The following is a 20,228-nucleotide window of genomic DNA, read 5'->3' as shown; positions in this document are numbered from 1 at the left end:
TGATAATCGATCCGTACGGCTCCAGATCAGTCGTACGATCCCGTTTTATTCATTGAGCCGATCATGACCGACCCCCTCCTCATCCCCTGCCCCTCCTGCAACGGCCTCAACCGCATCCCCGCCGAGCGCCTCAACGATCACCCGAAGTGCGGGCGCTGCAAGTCCGAGGTGCTGTTGAACAAGCCGTTCGAGCTCAAGCAAGGCGATTACGCCAGTCAGATCAAGGGTGATCTGCCGTTGCTGGTGGACGTGTGGGCGGACTGGTGTGGGCCGTGCAAGTCGTTTGCGCCGGTGTTCGAACAGGCAGCTGCGCAGTTGGCGGGCAAGTGCCGTCTGGCCAAGCTGGACAGCGAGGCCAATCAGCAGTTGTCGGCGCAGTTGGGGATTCGTTCGATTCCGAGCCTGATTCTGTTGCGCAACGGCCGGGAAGTGGCCCGTCAGAGCGGGGCCTTCCCGTTGCCGCAGTTGATGGCCTGGCTGCGCAGCCAGGGCATCTGAAAAGGCTTCAGGCGTCTTCGAGCAGGTTGTGCAGTTCGACGAACTGCTGTGTCAGCTTGTGCCGTGGATCGAGGTGGATCAGCGGCATGCTGGCCTGATGCGATTCGCGCATGCGCACTGAACTGGCGAGGTAGACCGGCAGCACCGGCAGGCCCTCGGCGATCAGTTCGTCGAGGATCTGCTGCGGCAGGCTGGCTCGGGCCTGGAACTGGTTGACCACAATGCCTTCGACTTCCAGGCCTTCGTTGTGGTCTTCCTTCAACTCGTCGATCTCGGCGATCAGACCGTACAGGGCCTGACGCGAGAAGCTGTCGCAGTCGAAGGGAATCAGTACCCGATCGGCGGCAATCAGGGCCGAGACCGCATAGAAATTCAGCGCCGGCGGCGTATCCAGATAGATCCGGTCGTAATCTTCCGACAACTCGTCGAGCAGCTTTCGCAGCTTGTTGATCTTGTGCTTGGCCTCAAGCTTGGGCTGCAGGTCAGCCAGCTCGGCGGTGGCGGTGATGATGTGCAGGTTGTCGAACGGCGTTTCGTAGATATCCGCTTGATTCTTTTTCGAGAACGGCCCGGAAGACAGGGTCTGTTTGAAGAAGTCGGCAATGCCCATCGGAATGTCATCACCCGTGAGCCCGGTCAGATACTGAGTGGAATTGGCCTGGGCATCGAGGTCGACCAACAGCGTGCGATAACCCTCGCTGGCGCTCACCGCCGCCAGATTGCAGGCAATGCTGGATTTGCCCACGCCACCTTTCTGATTGAACACCACGCGCCGCATGACAAAACCTCCGTGTATCAAAGAATGACCGAGTGTAGTGGTGCCCGGTGCCGGTTCGCTACCTCGATGGACGCGGACTACAAAGTCAGGCGCCAATCTCCCAATGGATACGGCGTAAAGAGACCCGTTGATCGCGGATTCGCCTGACAGACAGCCACCCGACAATCTGGATAATGGCCAAGTGACAGCTCTTGCCGCGTACCAATCGGTTCATTTCGTCGTTCAAAACGTAACCAGCATTTGCTACACACTCGTCGCACCGGGATAATGCGCGCCACCCGGCGCCACGCGCCATGCCATTTCAGGCTAAATCAGCTCAGCGGCGACGTTGGCGAAACCGCGTCAACTCAGCCCGCAGGGGCGGGATAAATGTCCGTGATCAACTTCAACATCGCCCAATGGCGCGCCTGGGCTCCCGGGCTCGACAGTGTGGAAGCCTGGCAAGCCTGGAGCCGACAGCCGGTCGTGCTCGAAAGCAGCGATGCCGCACCCGATGTGTCGTTTCTGCCGGCCATGCAGCGCCGTCGTCTCAGCCGTCTGGCGCGGATGGCGTTCAGTGTCGGTTGGCCGCTGGCCGACGGTCGGGAAAATCTGCCGCTTGTGTTCGTCTCCCGGCACGGCGAAACCCCGCGTACCTTTGAAATTCTCAGTGATCTGGCCAACGAACAGCCGCTGTCGCCGACCCAGTTCAGCCTGTCGGTGCACAACGCGATCATCGGCCTGTGGTCGATCATGCGCGGCGAAACCAGCGAAATGACCGCCCTCGCCGCGGCCGGCGACGGCCTTGAGCACGGCCTGCTCGAAGCGGCGACGTTGCTGAACGAAGGGGCCCCCGCGGTGCTGCTGGTGATCACCGAGGAACAACCGCCCGAAGCCTATTCGACGTGGATCGACGACGTGCCGTTTCCCTATGCGGTCGGGCTGTTGCTCACCCCCGGTACCGACTGGCGGCTGACCCTGAACAGCGCCCCCGAAGCACGGTCAAAAACGCAGTGGCCTCATGCGCTGAATCTGCTGCGAACCCTGCTCGATCAGCAACCCCATTGCCAACATGCCTGGAAGAATCGTCTATGGACCTGGCAACGCAACCCGTGATCGAAAAAAATCGCGATGCCTATTACTGGCGTCTGCTGGCGACTGCCACCAGCTTCGCCCTGTTCGGGCTCGGTGGTCTGTGCCTGCGCCTGCTGGTATTTCCATTGCTCGGTTTCCTGCCGGGCGACGCCATTGCGCACCGCGAGCGGGCGCGCCAGACCGTCAGTCGGCTGTTCTGGTTTTTCGTCCGGTTCATGGCCCGTACCGGCGTGCTGACCTACGACATCCAGGGCGCCGAACGTCTCGGCCGTCCGGGGCAGATGATCATCGCCAACCACCCGTCGCTGATCGACGTGGTATTCCTGATCGGTCTGGTGCGCGGGGCCAATTGCGTGGTGAAGAAAAGCCTGTGGGAAAACCCCTTCACTCGCGGCCCGCTGCGCAGCACCGAATACATCAGCAACGACGGCAGCATGGACATGCTCGACGCTGCCGCTGGCGCGTTGCAGGGCGGGCAGACCCTGATCATTTTCCCTGAAGGTACCCGCACACAGCCGGGTCAGGCGCCGGCCTTTCATCGGGGGGCGGCGGCCATCGCGCTGCGCGGTGCGAGAATCGTCACCCCGGTAGTCATCAAGGTCAGTCCGACCACCCTGACCAAGGCCGAGCCCTGGTATCGCATTCCCAGTCGCCGCGTGCACTTCAGTTTTCGCGTCGGGGCCGATATAGACCCACAGACTTTCGCCGCGCAGGGCCCCGCGCCTCAGGCTTCGCGCAAGCTCAACGACTATTTGCACCAATTCTTTATCAAGGAGCTCGCCGAAGATGAGCGATCTAAACCGTGACATAAAAGAGCTGATCATCGACGCCCTGGGCCTCGAAGACATCAGCGCAGAGGACATCGGCGACGACCAGACGCTGTTTGGCGAAGGCCTGGGCCTGGATTCCGTCGACGCTCTGGAACTCGGCCTGGCGATCCAGAAAAAGTACGGCATCAAAATCGACGCCGACGCCAAGGACACCCGCAACCATTTCTCCAACGTGGCGAGCCTTGCGGCGTTCGTCACGGCAAAACAGGCAGCTTGAGACCGGACCATGCAAACTCGTGACGACATCTTCAACACCCTGCGCGATGCCCTGGTCGAGCTGTTCGAACTGGACCCGGCCCGCGTGAGCCTGGAATCCAACCTGTATCAGGATCTGGAAATCGACAGCATCGATGCCGTCGACCTGATCGATCACATCAAGCGCCAGACCGGCAAGAAAATCGCCGCCGAGGAGTTCAAGTCGGTGCGCACCGTCAGCGACGTGGTCGAGGCGGTCTACCGTCTGGTTCAACCGGCGGCATGAGCCGACTGATCGGTCTCGGCCTGCTGCTGGCGGGCCTGCTGTATCCCTTTGCGGTGTATTTCGGCATGGAGCATTTCGCGCCATGGCAGTTCGGCCTGCTGCTGGGCGGCCTGTGGCTGGCCCGCGCACTGACCGGCGAACGCAAGCCCGGCAGCCTGTGGATGGCCTTTGTGGCGATCGTGTTCTGCCTGCTGCTGGCGGTGTTCGACAGCCCTTTGCTGCTGCGTTGGTACCCGGTGCTGATCAGCGGCTTCATGCTGGTGCTGTTCAGCCTGAGCCTGAAATACGGCCCGCCGATGGTCGAGCGTCTGGCTCGCCTGCGTGAGCCGCAACTGCCGCTCAAGGCGATTCGTTACACCCGCCAGGTCACCGTGGCCTGGAGCGTGTTTTTCTTTTGCAACGGTTTGTGCGCCGCCCTGCTGACACTGTGGGCGCCGCTGAACTGGTGGATGTTGTACACCGGCCTGATCTCCTACGGATTGATCGGCCTGATGTTTGCCATTGAATGGCTGATACGACAACGGGTAAGAGGTCGCCCATGAACTGGATAAAACTTGAGCAGCTGTTGCTCAAGGCCCCGCCGGCGCGTGCTGTTACAAGCGCACCGGCACTCGATCACGCTCAACTGCGCGAACAGGCCCTGGGCCTGGCCGCCGGTCTGCAAGCACGCGGCGTGAAGCGTCTGGCGGTGCATCTGGAAGATGCCGCCGATCTGGCCGTCGCCCTGCTCGGTGCCTGGCGTGCCGGCATCAGCGTGTTGCTGCCCTCGGATCTGCAAGCACAGACCCGCCAGCGCTGGTCGAGCGACGTCGATCTGTGGCTGACCGATCAGGCCGGTGACGCCCGTCTGAGCGATCTGCAGCAACCGGCCCTGCCCGCAGCCGAACTGGATCTCGACCAGTGCCGCCTGAGCCTGTGCACCTCCGGCTCCAGCGGCGAGCCCAAGCGCATCGACAAATCCCTGCGGCAACTGGCCAACGAAGTCGAAGCCCTCGAACAGCTGTGGGGGGCGGATCTCGGCGAGGCCTGCATCCTCGGCAGCGTCGCCACCCAGCACATCTACGGCTTGCTGTTCCGCGTGCTGTGGCCGCTGTGCGCCGGGCGTCCGTTCCTGCGCAAGCAACTGGCCTTCCCGGAAGACCTGCAACGTGCCAGCCGCGAGCACCCGGCCTTCGCCTGGGTCGCCAGCCCGGCGCTGCTCAAACGCATGGGCGACAACCTCGACTGGCCAGCGCTGAGCGCCGTGCGCCGGGTGTTTTCCTCTGGCGGCGCATTGCCGGCAGACGCCGCAAAAAGCCTGCATCAACGCCTGGGACAGTGGCCGACGGAAATCCTCGGCAGCTCGGAAACCGGCGGCATCGCCTGGCGTCAGGGCGAATCGTTGTGGCAGCCATTTGCCGGCGTCGAGTTGAGCCAGGACAGCAATGACGCCCTGCTGATCGCTTCGCCTTACCTGCCCGCCGGGCATGTCGAACACACCGCCGATGCGGCAAGCATTCAGGCCGATGGTCGCTTTCAGTTGCTCGGGCGGCTCGACCGGATCGTCAAACTCGAAGAAAAACGTATTTCCCTGCCGATGCTTGAACAGGCGCTGGTGGCCCACGACTGGGTCGCCGAAGCGCGTCTGGGCGTGGTGCAGGAAAACCGCGCGTCGCTCGGCGCCCTGCTGGTGCTCAGCGAATCCGGCCTGTTTGCCCTGCGCGAACACGGTCGGCGCAGCCTGACCGAAACCCTGCGCCGTCATCTCGGCGACCACTGCGAAGCCCTGGCCCTGCCCCGCCGCTGGCGCCTGCTGCGGCAAATGCCGCTGACCTCGCAGGGCAAGTTGCCTCAAGCCGACGTCGAAGCCTTGCTGCTGGCACCACGGCCGAAAGCGCCGGAAATCCTGGAACAGGCCGAAACCGAGGGTGAATGGAACCTGCAATTGAGCGTTCCGCCGGACCTTGCCTACTTCAGCGGCCACTTCCCCAAGGCCCCGGTGCTGCCGGGCGTGGTGCAGGTCGAATGGGCGCTGAATCTGGGTCGACAACTGCTGAACCTGCCCGGCGCATTCGCCGGCATGGAAGTGCTGAAGTTCCAGCAACTGGTGCGCCCCGGCGATGAAGTCCAGTTGCACCTGCGCTTCGACCCGGAACGCGGCAAGTTGTATTTCGCCTACCGCAACGACACGGCCACCTGCTCCAGCGGGCGGATTCTGCTGGGGGCTGGCGATGCATAACCCTTGCGCCGTGATCCCGGTCTACAACCACGAAACCGCCATCGGCACGGTGGTCGACGCCCTGCTCGCCGAGGATCTGCCATGCATTCTGGTGGACGATGCCAGCAGCAAATCCTGCGCAGCGGTGCTGGACGCGCTGGCCGAACGCGAACGGGTTTATCTGGTTCGCCTCACTGCCAATCAGGGCAAGGGTGGCGCGGTGATGACCGGTCTGCGTGAAGCGGCGCGGCTGGGCTTCAGCCATGCCTTGCAGGTCGACGCCGACGGTCAGCACGACTTGCAGGATGTCGCGCGTTTCATCGAAGAATCCCGCGCTCACCCCGAGTCGCTGGTCTGCGGCTATCCGCTGTATGACGCCAGCGTGCCCAAAGGCCGTTTGTATGCGCGTTACCTGACCCACGTAATGGTGTGGATCAACACCCTATCGCTGCAGATTCGCGACTCGATGTGCGGCTTCCGGGTGTATCCGCTGGAACCGACGCTGGGCGTGATCGACTCGGCGCGGATCGGCAAGCGCATGGATTTCGACTCGGACATTCTGGTGCGCCTGGCGTGGCGCAATCAGCCGATGCGCTGGTTGCAGACCAGCGTGCACTACCCGCTGGACGGCGTGTCGCACTTTCGCCTGTTCCACGACAACGTGCTGATCTCGAGCATGCACACGCGCCTGTTCTTCGGCATGTTGCTGCGTCTGCCCGTGATCCTCTGGCGACGGTGGCGTCCATGACCGTCGAGACCGACAAGAAGCACTGGGCCGACCGCGAAGAGCGTGGCAGTTTCCTGCTGATGAAATTCACCGCACTCGCCGCCAAGGTTCTCGGCCGACGCCTGCTGAGCCCGTTGCTGTACGGCATCGTCCTGTACTTTTTTCTGTTCGGCCGAACTGCACGGTGCAGTGCCTGGCAGTATCAGCAGCGCCTCGCCGACTGGAGCGGTCGCCACGAATTGCGCCCGACCCGGTGGCGGGTGTTCCGCCAGTTCATGGCCTTCGCCGATTCGCTGCTCGACAAGCTCGACGTGTGGAACGGCAAGCTGAAGATCGAGCAGATCGAAATCATCGACCCGGCGCTGTTGCGCAATCAGTTGCGCGGCAGTCGCGGGCAAATGCTGGTGGGCGCGCATCTGGGCAACCTCGAAGTGTGCCGGGCGCTGGCGGAGCTGGGCGAAAAGGTCACCATGAACGTTCTGGTGCACACCAAGCATGCCGAGCAGTTCAATCGCCTGCTGGGCGAGGCCGGCGCGACCAACCTGCGGCTGATCCAAGTCAGCGAACTGGACCCGGTGATCATGCTGCAACTGCACGAACGGCTGGAACGCGGCGAGTGGCTGGCGATTGCCGGCGACCGCGTGCCACTGCACGGCGGGCGCAGTGTGACCGTGGACTTTCTCGGCCACCCGGCGCCGTTCCCGCAAGGGCCGTGGCTGCTGGCCGGCCTGCTGAAATGCCCGGTCAACCTGCTGATGTGCCTCAAGCAACCTGACGGCCACTATCGCCTGACTCTCGAGCCGTTCGCCGACGCTGTGGTGTGGTCACGCCGCGAGCGCGAACAGGTCATTCATCAGTGGGCCACCCGCTATGCGCAACGCCTGAGTCACTATTGCCTCGAAGCACCGTGCCAATGGTTCAACTTTTACCCATTCTGGAAAACCGATGACAACGCCAACTCCTGAGCCGGTCACCTTCGGCGAACGCCCTCTGCGCATCGAAGACGTGCTGGCCCTGGCCAACCGTCAGGCGCCCGTGCAGTTGCAGAGCGACGCGCCTTATCGCGAACGCATCGCCAAGGGTGCGCGGTTCCTCGATTCGCTGCTGGACAAGGAAGGCGTGATCTACGGCGTGACCACCGGTTACGGCGATTCCTGCGTGGTCGCAGTGCCGTTGCATCACGTCGAGGCGCTGCCGCGTCATCTCTACACGTTCCACGGTTGCGGGCTGGGCAAACTGCTCGATGCCCAGGCCACCCGCGCGGTGCTGGCGGCGCGTCTGCAGTCGCTGTGCCACGGCGTTTCCGGGGTGCGCATCGAATTGCTGGAACGCCTGCATGCCTTCCTTGAACACGACATTTTGCCGCTGATCCCCGAAGAAGGTTCGGTGGGCGCCAGCGGCGACCTGACGCCGTTGTCCTACGTCGCCGCAACCCTGTCCGGCGAGCGTGAAGTGATGTTCCGTGGCGAACGCCGCCAGGCTGCCGATGTGCATCGCGAACTGGGCTGGACACCATTGGTGCTGCGTCCGAAAGAAGCGCTGGCGCTGATGAACGGCACCGCCGTGATGACCGGTTTGGCGTGCCTGGCTTACGCCCGCGCCGATTACCTGCTGCAACTGGCGACCCGCATCACCGCACTGAACGTGGTGGCGCTGCAAGGCAATCCGGAGCACTTCGACGAGCGCCTGTTCGCCGCCAAGCCGCATCCGGGTCAGATGCAGGTGGCCGCGTGGCTGCGCAAGGATCTGGCAATCGACGCGCCGACCGCGCCGCTGCACCGCTTGCAGGATCGCTACTCGCTGCGCTGTGCACCGCACGTGCTTGGCGTATTGGCCGACAGCCTGAACTGGCTGCGCTCGTTCATCGAGACCGAACTCAACAGCGCCAACGACAACCCGATCATCGACGCCGAAGCCGAGCGCGTGCTGCACGGCGGGCACTTCTACGGCGGGCATATTGCGTTCGCCATGGACAGCCTGAAAAACCTCGTGGCCAACGTTGCCGACCTGCTCGACCGACAACTCGCACTGCTGGTGGACGAGCGTTACAACCACGGTTTGCCGAGCAACCTGTCCGGCGCCAGCGCCGACCGCGCGATGCTCAACCACGGCTTCAAGGCCGTGCAGATCGGCGCCAGTGCCTGGACTGCCGAAGCGCTGAAAAACACCATGCCGGCCAGCGTGTTCTCACGCTCCACCGAGTGCCACAACCAGGACAAGGTGAGCATGGGCACCATCGCCGCCCGCGACGCCATTCGTGTGCTGGAGCTGACCGAACAGGTCGCCGCCGCCACGCTGCTCGCGGCCAATCAGGGCGTGTGGCTGCGTAACCGCGATGAAGATGCGCGTCCACTGCCGCCATCGCTGGCCGCCATGCACGAACAACTGGCCGAGGACTTCCCGCCGGTGATCGAAGACCGCGCCCTGGAAGGCGAACTGCGCCTGTGTCTGCAACGCATCGCCGAACAACACTGGAGGCTGCATGCGTAGTGCCGGAGTGCTTCACGCCGATACGGAAATCCTCGTGCCGTTCTTTGACGTCGACACCATGCACGTCGTCTGGCACGGCCATTACGTGAAATACCTGGAAGTGGCGCGTTGCGCGTTGCTCGACAAGATCGGCCACAACTACAACCAGATGGTCGACTCGGGCTACGCCTGGCCGGTGATCGACCTGCAACTGCGCTACGTGCGCGGCGCGGTATTCGGTCAGCGGCTGAACGTGCGCGCCAGTCTGGTGGAGTGGGAAAACCGCCTGAAGATCCACTACCTGATCACTGATGCGCAGACCGGCGAACGCCTGACCCGCGCCAGCTCGGTGCAGGTCGCCGTCGAAGTGAGCAGCCGCGAGATGCAACTGGCCTCGCCGAAAGTCTTCACCGATGCCGTGGAAAGGATACTGCGATGAATGTGTTTCTGAAATCCCTCGGGTCCCTGGCGCTGCTGACGCTGTCGTCGCTGGCCAACGCCTTCGACCTGCAACAGTTGAGCGAGCAACTGGCGAAACCGGACGTGATCCACGGCCAGTTCACCCAGGAAAAACACCTGCGCGCCCTGCCCCAGCCGCTGATCAGCAAGGGCAGTTTTGTCCTCGCCAAAAACCACGGCTTGCTGTGGCTACTGAAAACCCCGCTGCAACAGGATTACCGCATCAGCGCCAAGGGCATCGCCCGGCGTGACGCCACCGGCTGGCAACTGCTGCCGAACAAGAGCGCCGGGGCCGAGCAGAACCGTTTGTTCCTCGCCGTACTGCAAGGCGACAGCAGCGGTCTGCAACGGGATTTCGAACTGGCCCTGAGCGGCGATGCGCAGCAATGGCAACTGACCCTGACTCCGCGCTCGGTGCTGCTCAAGCAGGTCTTCAACCAGATCAACATCAGCGGCGGCACCTTGGTGAACACCATCGAACTGCTGGAAACCCAGGGCGACAGCACCGTACTGCGCATGCAGGACAGCACTGCCGGCCAACCTCTGAGCGACGCGGAGCAACATGACTTTGCCGAGTGAGCGCAGGCTGCCCTGGCTGTTCCTGATCCTGCTGCTGGCCGTCGTCGCACTGGGGGCCTGGCAGTGGCGCGACGGTGCGCCGCTCTCGGCCAACCTGATGGAGCTGGTGCCCGGCACTCACCCGGACGCCCTCGAACTGCGCGCCGAACAACGCATGCAGGAACCGCTCAACCGCGACATGCTGGTGCTGGTCGGCCACACCGATCGCCAGCAAGCCGTCACCATGGCCCAGACCCTGGGCGAACAATGGCAGGCCAGCGGGCTGTTCGAAAAAGTGCAGTGGAACCTGCAAGCCGACCTGCCGGCCCTGCGCACGCAACTGCTGCAAGGGCGTCTGGCAATGCTTTCGGCGGATGACCGACAACTGCTGAGCGAACGTCCAGACGCCTTTATCCAGCAACGGGTACAGGCGCTGTTCGACCCGTTCACCGGGTTCAGTCTGGTGCCGAGCCAGGACGACTGGCTGGGCCTGACCGGGCGCATCCAGAACAGCCAGCCACAACATGGCGCGGTGCAGCTGGACATCAGCAGCGGTGCGTTGATCGCCGACGCCGACGGCAAGAGCTGGGTGCTGCTGCGCGCACGCACCACCGGCAGCGCCTTCGACATGAATCAACCGCTGCAAGTCGCCGCCCTGCTGCAACACAGCCGTGAGCAAGCAGCTCGCGCCGACGTGCAACTGTTGGCCGCCAGCGGCCTGCTGTACGCCGCCAACGGTCAGCAGCAGGCGACCCGGGAAATGACCTGGGTCGGGGGCGGCGCCACCATCGGCATCCTGTTGCTGTTGCTGCTCGCCTTCCGTCGCTGGCGGGTGCTGCTGGCGTTCATTCCGGTGCTGGTGGGCATGCTGTTCGGCGCGGTGGCCTGCGTCGCGCTGTTCGGGCACATGCATGTGATGACGCTGGTGCTCGGTTCGAGCCTGATCGGGGTGGCGGTGGATTACCCGCTGCACTACCTGTCCAAGAGCTGGAGCCTCAAGCCGTGGCACAGCTGGCCGGCGTTGCGCCTGACCCTGTCCGGGCTGACATTGAGCCTGATCACCAGCGCCATCGGTTATCTGGCGCTGGCCTGGACGCCCTTCCCGGCCCTGACCCAAATCGCCGTGTTCTCCGCCGCCGGTTTGCTCGGCGCCTACCTGTCGGCGGTGTGCCTGTTGCCGGCGCTGCTGAAAAACGTCGAACTGCGCCCGGCGCAGTGGCCGCTGCAATTGGCTGAGCGCCTGGTGCGACTACGGGAGAACCTGCTCGAACACGTCAGAACGCCGGTGTTGCTGACCCTGCTGATCGCCTTCTGCGTCGGTGGCCTGCTGCAACTGGAGAGCAGGAACGACATCCGCCAGTGGGTCGGTGCGCCGCAACGTCTGACCGATGAGGCACAGACCATCGCGCGGATTACCGGCTATCAGCCAACCAGCCAGTTCTTCCTGGTGCGCGCCGCCGATCAGCAGCAATTGCTGGAACGGCAAGCGGCCCTGAGCGAGCGCCTGGATCAACTGGTCAACCTCGACAAGTTGCAGGGTTATCTGGCGCTCAATCAACTGGTGAGCCCGCCGGCTCAGCAGCAAGAAGTGCGTGAGGCGCTCGGCAAGTTGCCGCAGTTCTGGCAGCCGTTGCTGGAGGTCGGCGTGCCGCTGGCGGCGCTGCAAACCGAGCTGCAACAGTTGCAGACCCTGCCCGCCGAAGACATCGATGCGGCGCTGGCCGGCCCGCTCGGCGAGCCCTACCGCACGCTGTGGCTGGGGCCGACCGAGGACGGCGTGGCGGCAATGGTGAGCCTGCAAGGCCTGAACAATCCGTCGCTGCTGCGGGTGCAGGCGCTGGATCTGCCCGGCGTGATGCTGGTGGATCGGCTCGGCGATCTGAACAAGGTGTTCGCCCAGACCCAGATCAGCGCCGCTGAGCTGAAACTCGCGTCCTGCGTGTTGATCGTGCTGGTGCTGATGCTGCCGTTCGGTCTTGGTGGCGCGCTGCGGATCGTCGCCCTGCCGCTGCTCGCTGCGCTGTGCAGCCTCGCCAGCCTGGGCTGGCTCGGCCAGCCGCTGACCCTGTTCAGCCTGTTCGGCCTGCTGCTGGTAGCGGCGATCAGCGTCGACTACGCGATCCTCATGCGCGAACAGGTCGGCGGCGCGGCCGTCAGTCTGCTCGGCACCTTGCTCGCCGCCGCCACCACCTGGCTGTCGTTCGGCCTGCTGGCGGTGTCGAGCACCCCGGCGGTGAGTAACTTCGGCCTGTCGGTGAGCCTTGGACTGGCCTTCAGCTTCATGCTCGCGCCGTGGGCCGGGCGTCAGACCCATGCGGTTGCCGTCACGGAGCCTGCAGCATGATGGTGGTGATTTTCTGGCTGATGGCCCTGGCGCTGTTCTTCGTCGCCACTCGGGTCGGCCGGCATTTCGGCCTGATCCCGATCGTCAGTCAATTGCTGCTGGCCAGCTTCGGCCTGCCGCTGCTGATGTACTTCTGGATCGAACCGGGCTGGCAACTCAACGGCGCCGAACTGATCGCGCCGGACTGGCTGAAAAACCTCTACAGCCTGAGCTTCGCCCTGCTGCTGGGGCACATCCTCAGCGACGTGATCGACCTGCGCCTGGACCGTCAGAGCGTGAAGATCGCCCTGCCGAGTTTCGCCGTGCCGTTCACCTGCGGCCTGGCGACGGCGTACTGGCTGCTGCCGACAGAACCGTGGATCAACTCGCTGGCCATCGGTCTGGTGTTCGCCATCACCGCGATCCCGGTGTTGTACCTGTACCTGCGCCACATCGACTACCCGCCCGCCGCCACCCGGCGTCTGGTGCAGACCGCAATCCTGATCGACCTGACTTGCTGGACGCTGTTCGGCCTCGCTCAGGGCAGCCTGCACCTGAGCAGTCTGTTGCTGCCGTTGGGGATGGCCTGCGTACCCGTGCTGCTGCGAGTGTTCGGCATCCGCCGGCCACTGACCTACAGCCTCGGTTTCTTTGCGCTGTTGGTGTTGGCTGAACACTACAAACTCAACGCACTGATTTTCGGCATCGGCTATCTGCTGTGCATGGCCGCGCTCAAGGTGCCACTGGTATTGCCGCTGCCGGCGCACTGGATGAACCGCTTGCAGACCTGGGTTGCGATTCCGCTGATCCTCACGTTCGGCATCGTCCAGATCGACGTGCACAGCGCCCTCGCCAGTCTCGGCGCCGTGCAATGGGCGGCGCTCCTGCTGTTGCCGGTCGCCAGCAAAATCCTGGGCAACTGGCTCGGTCTCGGCTGGGCCGGCGCGTCGTTCGCAGGCGCCAGCCGCTGGCGCGAAAGCGTGCTGCTGAACATTCGCGGCTTGAGCGAAATCGTCTTTCTCAACCTGCTGTTGCAACAACAGCTCATCAGCCCGGCGCTGTACTTTGCGCTGATGCTGATGGGTCTGATCGCGACGCTGTTGCCGGCCTTCATCGGCCTGCACCGGGCGTCACTGAACCCTATTGCCGTACCCAGGAGCTCACGTGCCAATCGTTGAAATGGAATCCCGTCAGGTCGTGATCATCGGCGCCGGCCCCTCCGGCGCCATCGCCGCCGCATTGCTCAAGCGCAAGGGGCACGACGTGCTGGTGATCGAGCGTCAGCATTTCCCGAGGTTCTCCATCGGTGAAAGCCTGCTCTGCCATTGCCTGGATTTCGTCGAAGAGGCCGGCATGCTCGAGGCGGTAAATGCCGCCGGGTTCCAGCGCAAGAACGGTGCGGCGTTTGCCTGGGGCGAGCGCTACAGCGCGTTTGATTTTGCTGACACATTCACCGCCGGCAAGCCCACGACCCTGCAGGTGCAACGCGCCGACTTCGACAAATTGCTGGCCGATCAGGCGGCGTTGCAGGGCGCGGAAATTCGCTACGGCGACGCGATTGTCAGCGTCGATTTCGAACGCCCGCGACCGCAGTTGAATGTGCGCCGCGAAGACGGCAGCGAGTACCGCGTCGAAGCCGATTTTGTCCTTGATGCCAGCGGCTACGGCCGCGTGCTGTCGCGCCTTCTGGACCTGGAAGCGCCGTCGAATTTCCCGGTTCGCCAAGCCGTGTTCACCCACGTCGAAGACCACATCGATCATCCCGGCTTCGACCGCGAGAAGATTCTCATCACCACCCACCCGCAGCACCGCGATATCTGGTTCTGGTCGATCCCGTTCAGCAACGGGCGCTGCTCGGTGGGCGTGGTGGCTGCCGCAGAACATTTCGCGGGTCGCGATACCGACCTCGACGCCTGCCTGCGCGGTTTCATCGCCGAAACCCCGAGCCTGGCCAAAGTGCTGAACAACGCCGTGTGGGATACCCCGGCGCGCACTCTCGGCGGCTATGCGGCCAACGTCAAAACCCTGCACGGCCCGGGCTTTGCGCTGCTGGGTAACGCGGCCGAATTTCTCGACCCGGTGTTCTCCTCGGGCGTGACCATTGCCATGCGTTCGGCGAGCATGGCCGCCGCTGTGCTGCACCGCCAGTTGCAGGGCGAAACCGTGGACTGGCAACGGGAGTTTGCCGAGCCGCTGAAACGCGGGGTCGATACATTCCGCTGCTACGTCGAAGGCTGGTACGCCGGCACCTTTCAGGACGTGATTTTCCACGAGCAAGGCTCCCCGGAAATCCGCCGCATGATCTGCTCGATCCTCGCCGGTTACGCCTGGGACGAACGCAACCCGTTCGTCAGTGAAGCGCGCCGTCGGCTGAAGACGATCTCCGAACTCTGTGCAAGGGACGACACATGAATTACCTGAGCGACAACTACGTCGAGGAAACCCGCTTCGGCTTCTGGTTCCTGCGCAGTCACACCTGGCAGCACCATGTGCTGCGCGTGGCGATCAACGATCTGCGCGGACTGTTCAGCGAATCGTTGCCGGCCAATCCGGTGCTGCTGGATGCCGGCTGTGGCCAGGGCAAGTCGTTCGGTCACCTGCGCCAGACTTTCGCGCCACAGCGGCTGATCGGCGTCGATGCCGATCCGCACAGCCTGGAATTGAGCGCCGCCGAGGCCGCGCGTCAGGGCTTCGACGTCGAGCTGATCGGCAGCGACTGCGCGACGCTCAATGTGCCGGACGCCAGCGTCGACCTGCTGTTCTGTCACCAAACCTTCCATCATCTGGTGGAGCAGGAAAAAGCCCTCGCCGAGTTCTATCGGGTGCTCAAGCCGGGCGGTTATCTGCTGTTCGCCGAGTCCACCGAGGCTTACATTGATACGTGGGTGATTCGCTGGCTGTTCCGGCATCCGATGCATGTGCAAAAGAGCGCGGCGCAGTACCTGGAGATGATTCGCCAGCAGGGTTTCGAGTTCGCCGAACAGAACGTTTCGTACCCGTATCTGTGGTGGAGCCGGTCGAAGGATTTCGGTCTGCTCGAACGTTTTGGATTGCGCCAGCCCAAGCCCTTTGGCCAGCGGGAAGAAACCCTGGTCAACGTGGTGGCCCGCAAACCTTTGAACGAGGCTGTCTGATGTTGCGTGTTCTACTGCTCGCCTGCGTCCTGCTGCTCGGTGCCTGCGCCAGTCAGGCGCCGCTGCCGGCCGGCAACCCGAGCCTGCCGCTGCCGATGCAACTGCATATCGAGCGGCACCTGGCCGGGCAACAGCAAGACTGGTTGCTGGTGATCCAGCGCGAAGGGCCGGGCATCCGCTGGTCGATGATGGATCCGCTGGGCATTCCCCAGGCGCGTCAGCAGTTGATCGACGGGCACTGGCAGGCCGACGGCCTGCTGCCGCCCAACCCGGAAGCCCGGGAGCTGTTCGCCGCGCTGCTGTTCGCCCTGACCCCGGCGGACGAGCTGTCGCGCAACTACCCCGACGCGCAGCAACAGGGCGGCCAGCGCTCCCTGCCGGCGCGCTGGGACATCCGTTACACCCAACCCTTGAGTTTCGAATTGAACCTGCCACAAGGCCCGCACTATCGCGTAACGCCACTCGGTGAACCGACGTCATGACCGCCTACCTCAATGCCCTCGGCGTGATCTGCGCCCTGGGGCGCGACAAGCAAACCGTGGCACGCAACCTGTTTGCCGGCGACTGCTCCGGCATGCGCCGCGAGTCCGGCTGGGTCCCGGAGCGCGAACTGCCGGTGGCCGCCGTACACGGCGATCTGGCGCCGATTCCCGAGGCGCTGGCCGACCAGCGCAGCCGCAACAATCAACTGTTGCTGGAAGCCGCGTTGCAGATTCGCGATGACATCGAGCAGGCGATCCAGACTTACGGCCGCGAGCGCATCGGCGTGGTGCTCGGCACCAGCACTTCCGGTATCGACGAAGCCAGCCGTGGCCTGGCGCACTACATTCGTGACCAGCAGTTCCCGGCCGATTACGACTACCGGCAACAGGAACTCGGCGCCCCGGCGAATTTCCTCGCCGACTGGCTGCAACTGAGCGGCCCGACCTATGTGATTTCCACCGCCTGCACCTCCAGCGCACGCGCCTTGATGAGCGCCCGACGCCTGCTCGATCTGGGCCTGTGCGACGCCGTGCTGTGCGGCGGTGTCGACAGCCTGTGCAAACTGACCCTCAACGGTTTCAGTGCGCTGGAAGCGGTGTCGGACGAGCGCTGCAATCCGTTTTCCGCCAACCGCAACGGCATCAACATCGGCGAAGCGGCGGTACTGTTCGTGATGAGCAAACAGCGCGGTGCAGGGCCGGGCATCGCCCTGCTCGGCGCTGGCGCCAGCTCCGACGCGCACCATATTTCCGCACCTGAGCCGACCGGCCGAGGCGCGCTTCAATCGATGCAGAAGGCGCTCGATCAAGCCCATCTGCAAGCCGGCGACATCAGCTATCTGAACCTGCACGGCACCGCGACCCAGCACAACGACGCCATGGAAAGTCTGGCCGTTGACGCGCTGTTTGCCGACGGCGTGCCGTGTTCCTCGACCAAACCGATGACCGGCCACACCCTCGGCGCCGCCGGTGCACTGGAAGCAGCGTTCTGCTGGTTGAGCCTGAGTGCCGAAAACCCCGACCACGCCTTGCCACCGCACATCTGGGACGGCCAGGCCGATCCCGACCTGCCAGCGCTGAAGTGGGTGACTGCAAGCGAACGCCTGGCGTCCATTGCACCTCGCTACCTGATGAGCAACTCGTTTGCCTTCGGTGGCAATAACGTCAGCCTGATTATCGGAGACGCCCCATGACCCACTGGCCGCTCGCCGAACTGCTGCCCCACGCTGGCGACATGATCCTGATCGACCGGATCCTGAGCTTTGACGACGAACAGATCCACACCACACTCACCGTCCGGCCCGGCGGTCTGTTCAGCCTGCCCGACGGCAGCCTGCCGGCCTGGGTCGGCGTCGAGTTGATGGCTCAGAGCGTCGCCGCGTTCGCCGGCTGCCATGCGCGGCAGAAAGGCAACCCGGTGGAGCTGGGCTTTCTGCTCGGCACACGCAAGTTCGAATGCAATGTCGCGGCCTTCCCGGTCGGCAGCGAACTGACCATCCATGGCCTGCGCTCGCTGGAGGACGACAACGGCATGGGCGTATTCGAATGCCATATCAACGCGCCCGGCATCGAGGCCAGCGCCCGGCTGAACGTGTTCCGCCCGCCGCAGGCGGCGGACTATCTGGAACAAACCCGCGACGAAACCAACAAGGAGTCGAACGATGACTGAATCAATACTGGTCACCGGCTCCAGCCGTGGCATCGGCCGTGCCATTGCCCTGCGCCTGGCTAGCGCCGGCCACGATATCGTCCTGCATTGCCGTAGCGGCGTGAGCGAAGCGCAAGCGGTGAAAGCCGAAGTCGAAGCCCTAGGACGCAACGCACGCATCCTGCAATTCGACGTGGCGGATCGCGAAGCCTGCAAAGCCATCCTCGAAGCGGACGTTGAAGCCCACGGCGCCTACTACGGCGTGGTGCTCAATGCCGGCCTGACCCGCGACGGCGCCTTTCCGGCCCTGAGCGACGACGACTGGGACGTGGTGCTGCGCACCAACCTCGACGGTTTCTACAACGTCCTGCACCCGGTGATGATGCCGATGATCCGCCGCCGCGCCGCTGGTCGCATCGTTTGCATCACCTCGGTGTCAGGGCTGATCGGCAACCGTGGCCAGGTCAATTACAGCGCCTCGAAGGCCGGCGTGATCGGCGCGGCAAAGGCGTTGGCGATCGAACTGGCCAAGCGCAAAATCACGGTGAATTGCGTCGCGCCCGGTCTGATCGATACCGCCATGCTCGATGAAAACGTGCCGGTGGAAGAACTGCTGAAAATGATCCCCGCACAACGCATGGGCACGCCTGAAGAGGTGGCCGGTGCGGTGAATTTCCTGATGTCGGCGGAAGCGTCGTACATCACCCGCCAGGTGCTGGCGGTCAACGGAGGCTTGTGTTGATGAAGCGCGTCGTCGTCACCGGCATGGCCGGCATTACCTCGCTGGGCAGTGACTGGGACACTATCGCCGGCAATTTCGCCGCCAACCGCAGCGGCATCCGCCGGATGGACGAGTGGGATCGCTTCAGCGAGCTCAACACGCGCCTGGCCGGGCCCATCGATGATTTCCAGGTGCCGGCGCACTGGACTCGCAAACAGCTGCGCAGCATGGGCCGTGTTTCGCGGCTGGCTGTCGGCGCGGCGGAAAAAGCGCTGGCCGATGCCGGCCTGCTTGGCGACGAGTCGATCAAGGACGGGCGCATGGGCGTGGCCTGTGGTTCGTCCACCGGCAGCACCGACGAGATCAAGGCGTTCGGCAACATGCTCCTCAACTCGGTGGCCGAAGGCCTCAACGCCAACTCCTACGTGCGGATGATGCCGCACACCACGGCGGCGAACATCAGCATCTTCTTCGGCCTCACTGGCCGCTTGATCCCGACCTCCAGCGCCTGCACCAGCGGCAGCCAGGGCATCGGTTACGCCTACGAGGCAATCAAGTTCGGCCGTCTGCCGCTGATGCTGGCCGGTGGCGCCGAAGAGCTGTGCCCGACCGAGGCCATGGTGTTCGACGCGCTGTACGCCACCAGCCTGAAAAACGATGCGCCGCACACCTCGCCACGCCCGTACGACAAGGGCCGCGACGGTCTGGTGATCGGTGAGGGCGGCGGCATGCTGGTGCTTGAAGAACTGGAACATGCCCTCGCGCGCGGTGCGCACATTCACGCCGAGATCGTCGGTTTCGGCAGCAACGCCGACGGCCAGCACACCACCCGCCCCGAGCAAGTCACCATGCGCCGGGCAATGGAACTGGCGCTGGAAGACGCAGGTCTTGCGCCGGACGTCATCGGCTACGTCAACGGCCACGGCACCGCCACCGAACAGGGCGATGTCGCCGAAACCCTGGCCACCAGCAGCTTGTTCGGTGAACGCATGCCGATCAGTTCGCAAAAGAGCTTCCTGGGCCACACCCTCGGCGCCTGCGGGGCGCTGGAATCGTGGTTCAGTATCGAGATGCTCAACCGCGACCTGTACGTGCACACGCTCAACCTCGACGAGGTCGATCCGCACTGCGGCAAGCTCGACTACCTGCGCGGCGAATTCCGCCAGATGAGCCACGAATACGTGATGAACAACAATTTCGCTTTCGGCGGGGTCAACACCTCGCTGATTTTCCGTCGCTGGCCCCAACCGAATTAATCCAGGTCAAGGAGACCTCCATGCACTTCAAGAAACTCGCTGCCACCCTGCTCATCTGCGCCATGCCGGCCGTCAGCCAGGCCCGTGACACGGCGGTCTACCTGCCGTTCGACAAGGCCGTCGCCGAAGCGACCCGCACCGGCAAGATCGACGGCAGCGTGAAGTTCTATCTGGCGGGCAACGCCCCGGCCGGCAAGGTCACCGTCGTCAGCCCCGGCGCCGTGACCAACAAGAAGACCAACGCCTTCAACAAGACCGACCAGGAAGCCTGCGAGTGGGTCGTGCAATCGGCGATCATCAGCCTGCACCAGGCCGCAAAAAACGCCGGCGCCAACGCCGTGACCAACATCGTCAGCTTCTACAAGAGCAACGAGCGCAAGGATGCGAAAACCTACGAATGCCACGCGGGCGCCATCATGGCGGGCGTAGCGTTGAAGGGCGATCTGGCGACGGTTCAGTAACGGCCGGAAACGACAAAGGGCGCCTTTCGGCGCCCTTTCACAAACAGGTTGGCTTGTCATCGCCTGTCACCTGTCTGGCTCTGCGATGGCTGGTTGCCCAGGATCCTCAGAGTCTCACAAGCCCCTTTCGGG

Annotated in this window: 23 protein-coding genes; 22 read left to right on the top strand and 1 reads right to left on the bottom strand. The window is 63.9% G+C overall.

Translation table 11 applies throughout. From position 1 onward, the window contains the following. Positions 1–63 precede the first annotated feature (63 nt). Positions 64–498, top strand: coding sequence for a thioredoxin TrxC (trxC, locus tag AWU82_RS25655; RefSeq protein WP_011332109.1), 435 nt, complete (start codon positions 64–66; stop codon positions 496–498). 7 nt (positions 499–505) lie between these two features. Here the strand turns inward: trxC and AWU82_RS25650 are convergent, their stop codons facing one another. Further along, positions 506–1,276 carry a ParA family protein gene (locus tag AWU82_RS25650; protein WP_064382864.1) on the bottom strand — a complete coding sequence of 257 codons (771 nt, stop codon included), beginning with the start codon at positions 1,274–1,276 and terminating at the stop codon, positions 506–508. Positions 1,277–1,645: 369 nt separating this feature from the next. Between AWU82_RS25650 and AWU82_RS25645 the strand changes: the two genes are divergently transcribed. The 21 genes from AWU82_RS25645 to AWU82_RS25545 are packed head-to-tail and all read left to right on the top strand — an operon-like array spanning position 1,646 to position 20,096. Continuing rightward, the gene (locus AWU82_RS25645) at positions 1,646–2,371 is read left to right on the top strand and encodes a beta-ketoacyl synthase chain length factor (protein WP_064382863.1); all 726 of its coding nucleotides are present in this window, start codon (positions 1,646–1,648) and stop codon (positions 2,369–2,371) included. Then, positions 2,347–3,156, top strand: a complete 810-nt coding sequence (locus AWU82_RS25640) for a lysophospholipid acyltransferase family protein (protein WP_064382862.1) — start codon at positions 2,347–2,349, stop codon at positions 3,154–3,156. The genes AWU82_RS25645 and AWU82_RS25640 overlap by 25 nt, the downstream gene beginning before the upstream one ends. Continuing rightward, complete coding sequence (gene apeE / locus AWU82_RS25635; protein ID WP_007952344.1) at positions 3,137–3,397, top strand: ApeE family acyl carrier protein; 261 nt, start codon at positions 3,137–3,139, stop codon at positions 3,395–3,397. Before AWU82_RS25640 ends, apeE begins: the two co-directional genes overlap by 20 nt. Positions 3,398–3,406: 9 nt before the next feature. After that, entirely contained in the window at positions 3,407–3,661 is a 255-nt protein-coding gene (locus AWU82_RS25630) for an acyl carrier protein (RefSeq protein ID WP_007947135.1), read from the top strand. Beyond that, complete coding sequence (locus AWU82_RS25625) at positions 3,658–4,203, top strand: COG4648 family protein (RefSeq protein WP_064382861.1); 546 nt, start codon at positions 3,658–3,660, stop codon at positions 4,201–4,203. The genes AWU82_RS25630 and AWU82_RS25625 overlap by 4 nt, the downstream gene beginning before the upstream one ends. Further along, complete coding sequence (locus tag AWU82_RS25620; protein ID WP_064382860.1) at positions 4,200–5,879, top strand: acyl-CoA synthetase family protein; 1,680 nt, start codon at positions 4,200–4,202, stop codon at positions 5,877–5,879. The genes AWU82_RS25625 and AWU82_RS25620 overlap by 4 nt, the downstream gene beginning before the upstream one ends. Further along, entirely contained in the window at positions 5,872–6,606 is a 735-nt protein-coding gene (locus AWU82_RS25615) for a glycosyltransferase family 2 protein (RefSeq protein ID WP_011332103.1), read from the top strand. Before AWU82_RS25620 ends, AWU82_RS25615 begins: the two co-directional genes overlap by 8 nt. Then, a complete protein-coding gene (locus AWU82_RS25610; protein ID WP_064382859.1) occupies positions 6,603–7,550 on the top strand; it encodes a lysophospholipid acyltransferase family protein in 948 nt (315 codons plus the stop codon). Before AWU82_RS25615 ends, AWU82_RS25610 begins: the two co-directional genes overlap by 4 nt. Further along, a complete protein-coding gene (locus AWU82_RS25605) occupies positions 7,531–9,075 on the top strand; it encodes an HAL/PAL/TAL family ammonia-lyase (protein ID WP_064382858.1) in 1,545 nt (514 codons plus the stop codon). The genes AWU82_RS25610 and AWU82_RS25605 overlap by 20 nt, the downstream gene beginning before the upstream one ends. Beyond that, positions 9,068–9,493: an acyl-CoA thioesterase gene (locus tag AWU82_RS25600; protein ID WP_064382857.1), complete on the top strand. Its 426-nt coding sequence runs from the start codon at positions 9,068–9,070 to the stop codon at positions 9,491–9,493. Before AWU82_RS25605 ends, AWU82_RS25600 begins: the two co-directional genes overlap by 8 nt. Continuing rightward, positions 9,490–10,092 carry an ApeL family LolA-like protein gene (apeL, locus tag AWU82_RS25595; protein WP_064382856.1) on the top strand — a complete coding sequence of 201 codons (603 nt, stop codon included), beginning with the start codon at positions 9,490–9,492 and terminating at the stop codon, positions 10,090–10,092. The genes AWU82_RS25600 and apeL overlap by 4 nt, the downstream gene beginning before the upstream one ends. Then, positions 10,076–12,415 (top strand): MMPL family transporter, encoded by a 2,340-nt coding sequence (locus AWU82_RS25590; RefSeq protein ID WP_064382855.1) that lies wholly within the window; start codon positions 10,076–10,078, stop codon positions 12,413–12,415. Before apeL ends, AWU82_RS25590 begins: the two co-directional genes overlap by 17 nt. Further along, the gene (locus tag AWU82_RS25585; RefSeq protein ID WP_064382854.1) at positions 12,412–13,572 is read left to right on the top strand and encodes a cation:proton antiporter; all 1,161 of its coding nucleotides are present in this window, start codon (positions 12,412–12,414) and stop codon (positions 13,570–13,572) included. Before AWU82_RS25590 ends, AWU82_RS25585 begins: the two co-directional genes overlap by 4 nt. Continuing rightward, positions 13,559–14,806 carry an NAD(P)/FAD-dependent oxidoreductase gene (locus AWU82_RS25580; protein WP_064382853.1) on the top strand — a complete coding sequence of 416 codons (1,248 nt, stop codon included), beginning with the start codon at positions 13,559–13,561 and terminating at the stop codon, positions 14,804–14,806. The genes AWU82_RS25585 and AWU82_RS25580 overlap by 14 nt, the downstream gene beginning before the upstream one ends. Beyond that, a complete protein-coding gene (locus AWU82_RS25575) occupies positions 14,803–15,528 on the top strand; it encodes a class I SAM-dependent methyltransferase (protein WP_064382852.1) in 726 nt (241 codons plus the stop codon). Before AWU82_RS25580 ends, AWU82_RS25575 begins: the two co-directional genes overlap by 4 nt. Beyond that, complete coding sequence (locus AWU82_RS25570; RefSeq protein WP_064382851.1) at positions 15,528–16,010, top strand: hypothetical protein; 483 nt, start codon at positions 15,528–15,530, stop codon at positions 16,008–16,010. The genes AWU82_RS25575 and AWU82_RS25570 overlap by 1 nt, the downstream gene beginning before the upstream one ends. Then, complete coding sequence (locus AWU82_RS25565; RefSeq protein ID WP_064382850.1) at positions 16,007–17,203, top strand: beta-ketoacyl-[acyl-carrier-protein] synthase family protein; 1,197 nt, start codon at positions 16,007–16,009, stop codon at positions 17,201–17,203. The genes AWU82_RS25570 and AWU82_RS25565 overlap by 4 nt, the downstream gene beginning before the upstream one ends. Further along, positions 17,200–17,679, top strand: coding sequence for a hotdog family protein (locus AWU82_RS25560; protein ID WP_064382849.1), 480 nt, complete (start codon positions 17,200–17,202; stop codon positions 17,677–17,679). Before AWU82_RS25565 ends, AWU82_RS25560 begins: the two co-directional genes overlap by 4 nt. Then, complete coding sequence (locus tag AWU82_RS25555; RefSeq protein ID WP_064382848.1) at positions 17,672–18,400, top strand: 3-ketoacyl-ACP reductase FabG2; 729 nt, start codon at positions 17,672–17,674, stop codon at positions 18,398–18,400. Before AWU82_RS25560 ends, AWU82_RS25555 begins: the two co-directional genes overlap by 8 nt. Beyond that, the gene (locus tag AWU82_RS25550; RefSeq protein ID WP_064382847.1) at positions 18,400–19,635 is read left to right on the top strand and encodes a beta-ketoacyl-ACP synthase; all 1,236 of its coding nucleotides are present in this window, start codon (positions 18,400–18,402) and stop codon (positions 19,633–19,635) included. Before AWU82_RS25555 ends, AWU82_RS25550 begins: the two co-directional genes overlap by 1 nt. Positions 19,636–19,655: 20 nt before the next feature. Further along, complete coding sequence (locus tag AWU82_RS25545) at positions 19,656–20,096, top strand: hypothetical protein (protein ID WP_011332090.1); 441 nt, start codon at positions 19,656–19,658, stop codon at positions 20,094–20,096. The last annotated feature ends 132 nt before the right edge of the window (positions 20,097–20,228 follow it).

This window comes from Pseudomonas glycinae, assembly GCF_001594225.2.
GTDB classification, from domain to species: domain Bacteria; phylum Pseudomonadota; class Gammaproteobacteria; order Pseudomonadales; family Pseudomonadaceae; genus Aquipseudomonas; species Aquipseudomonas glycinae.
The sequence above is the reverse complement of the archived record's forward strand: the minus strand, read 5'-3'. Positions and strand labels throughout refer to the sequence as shown.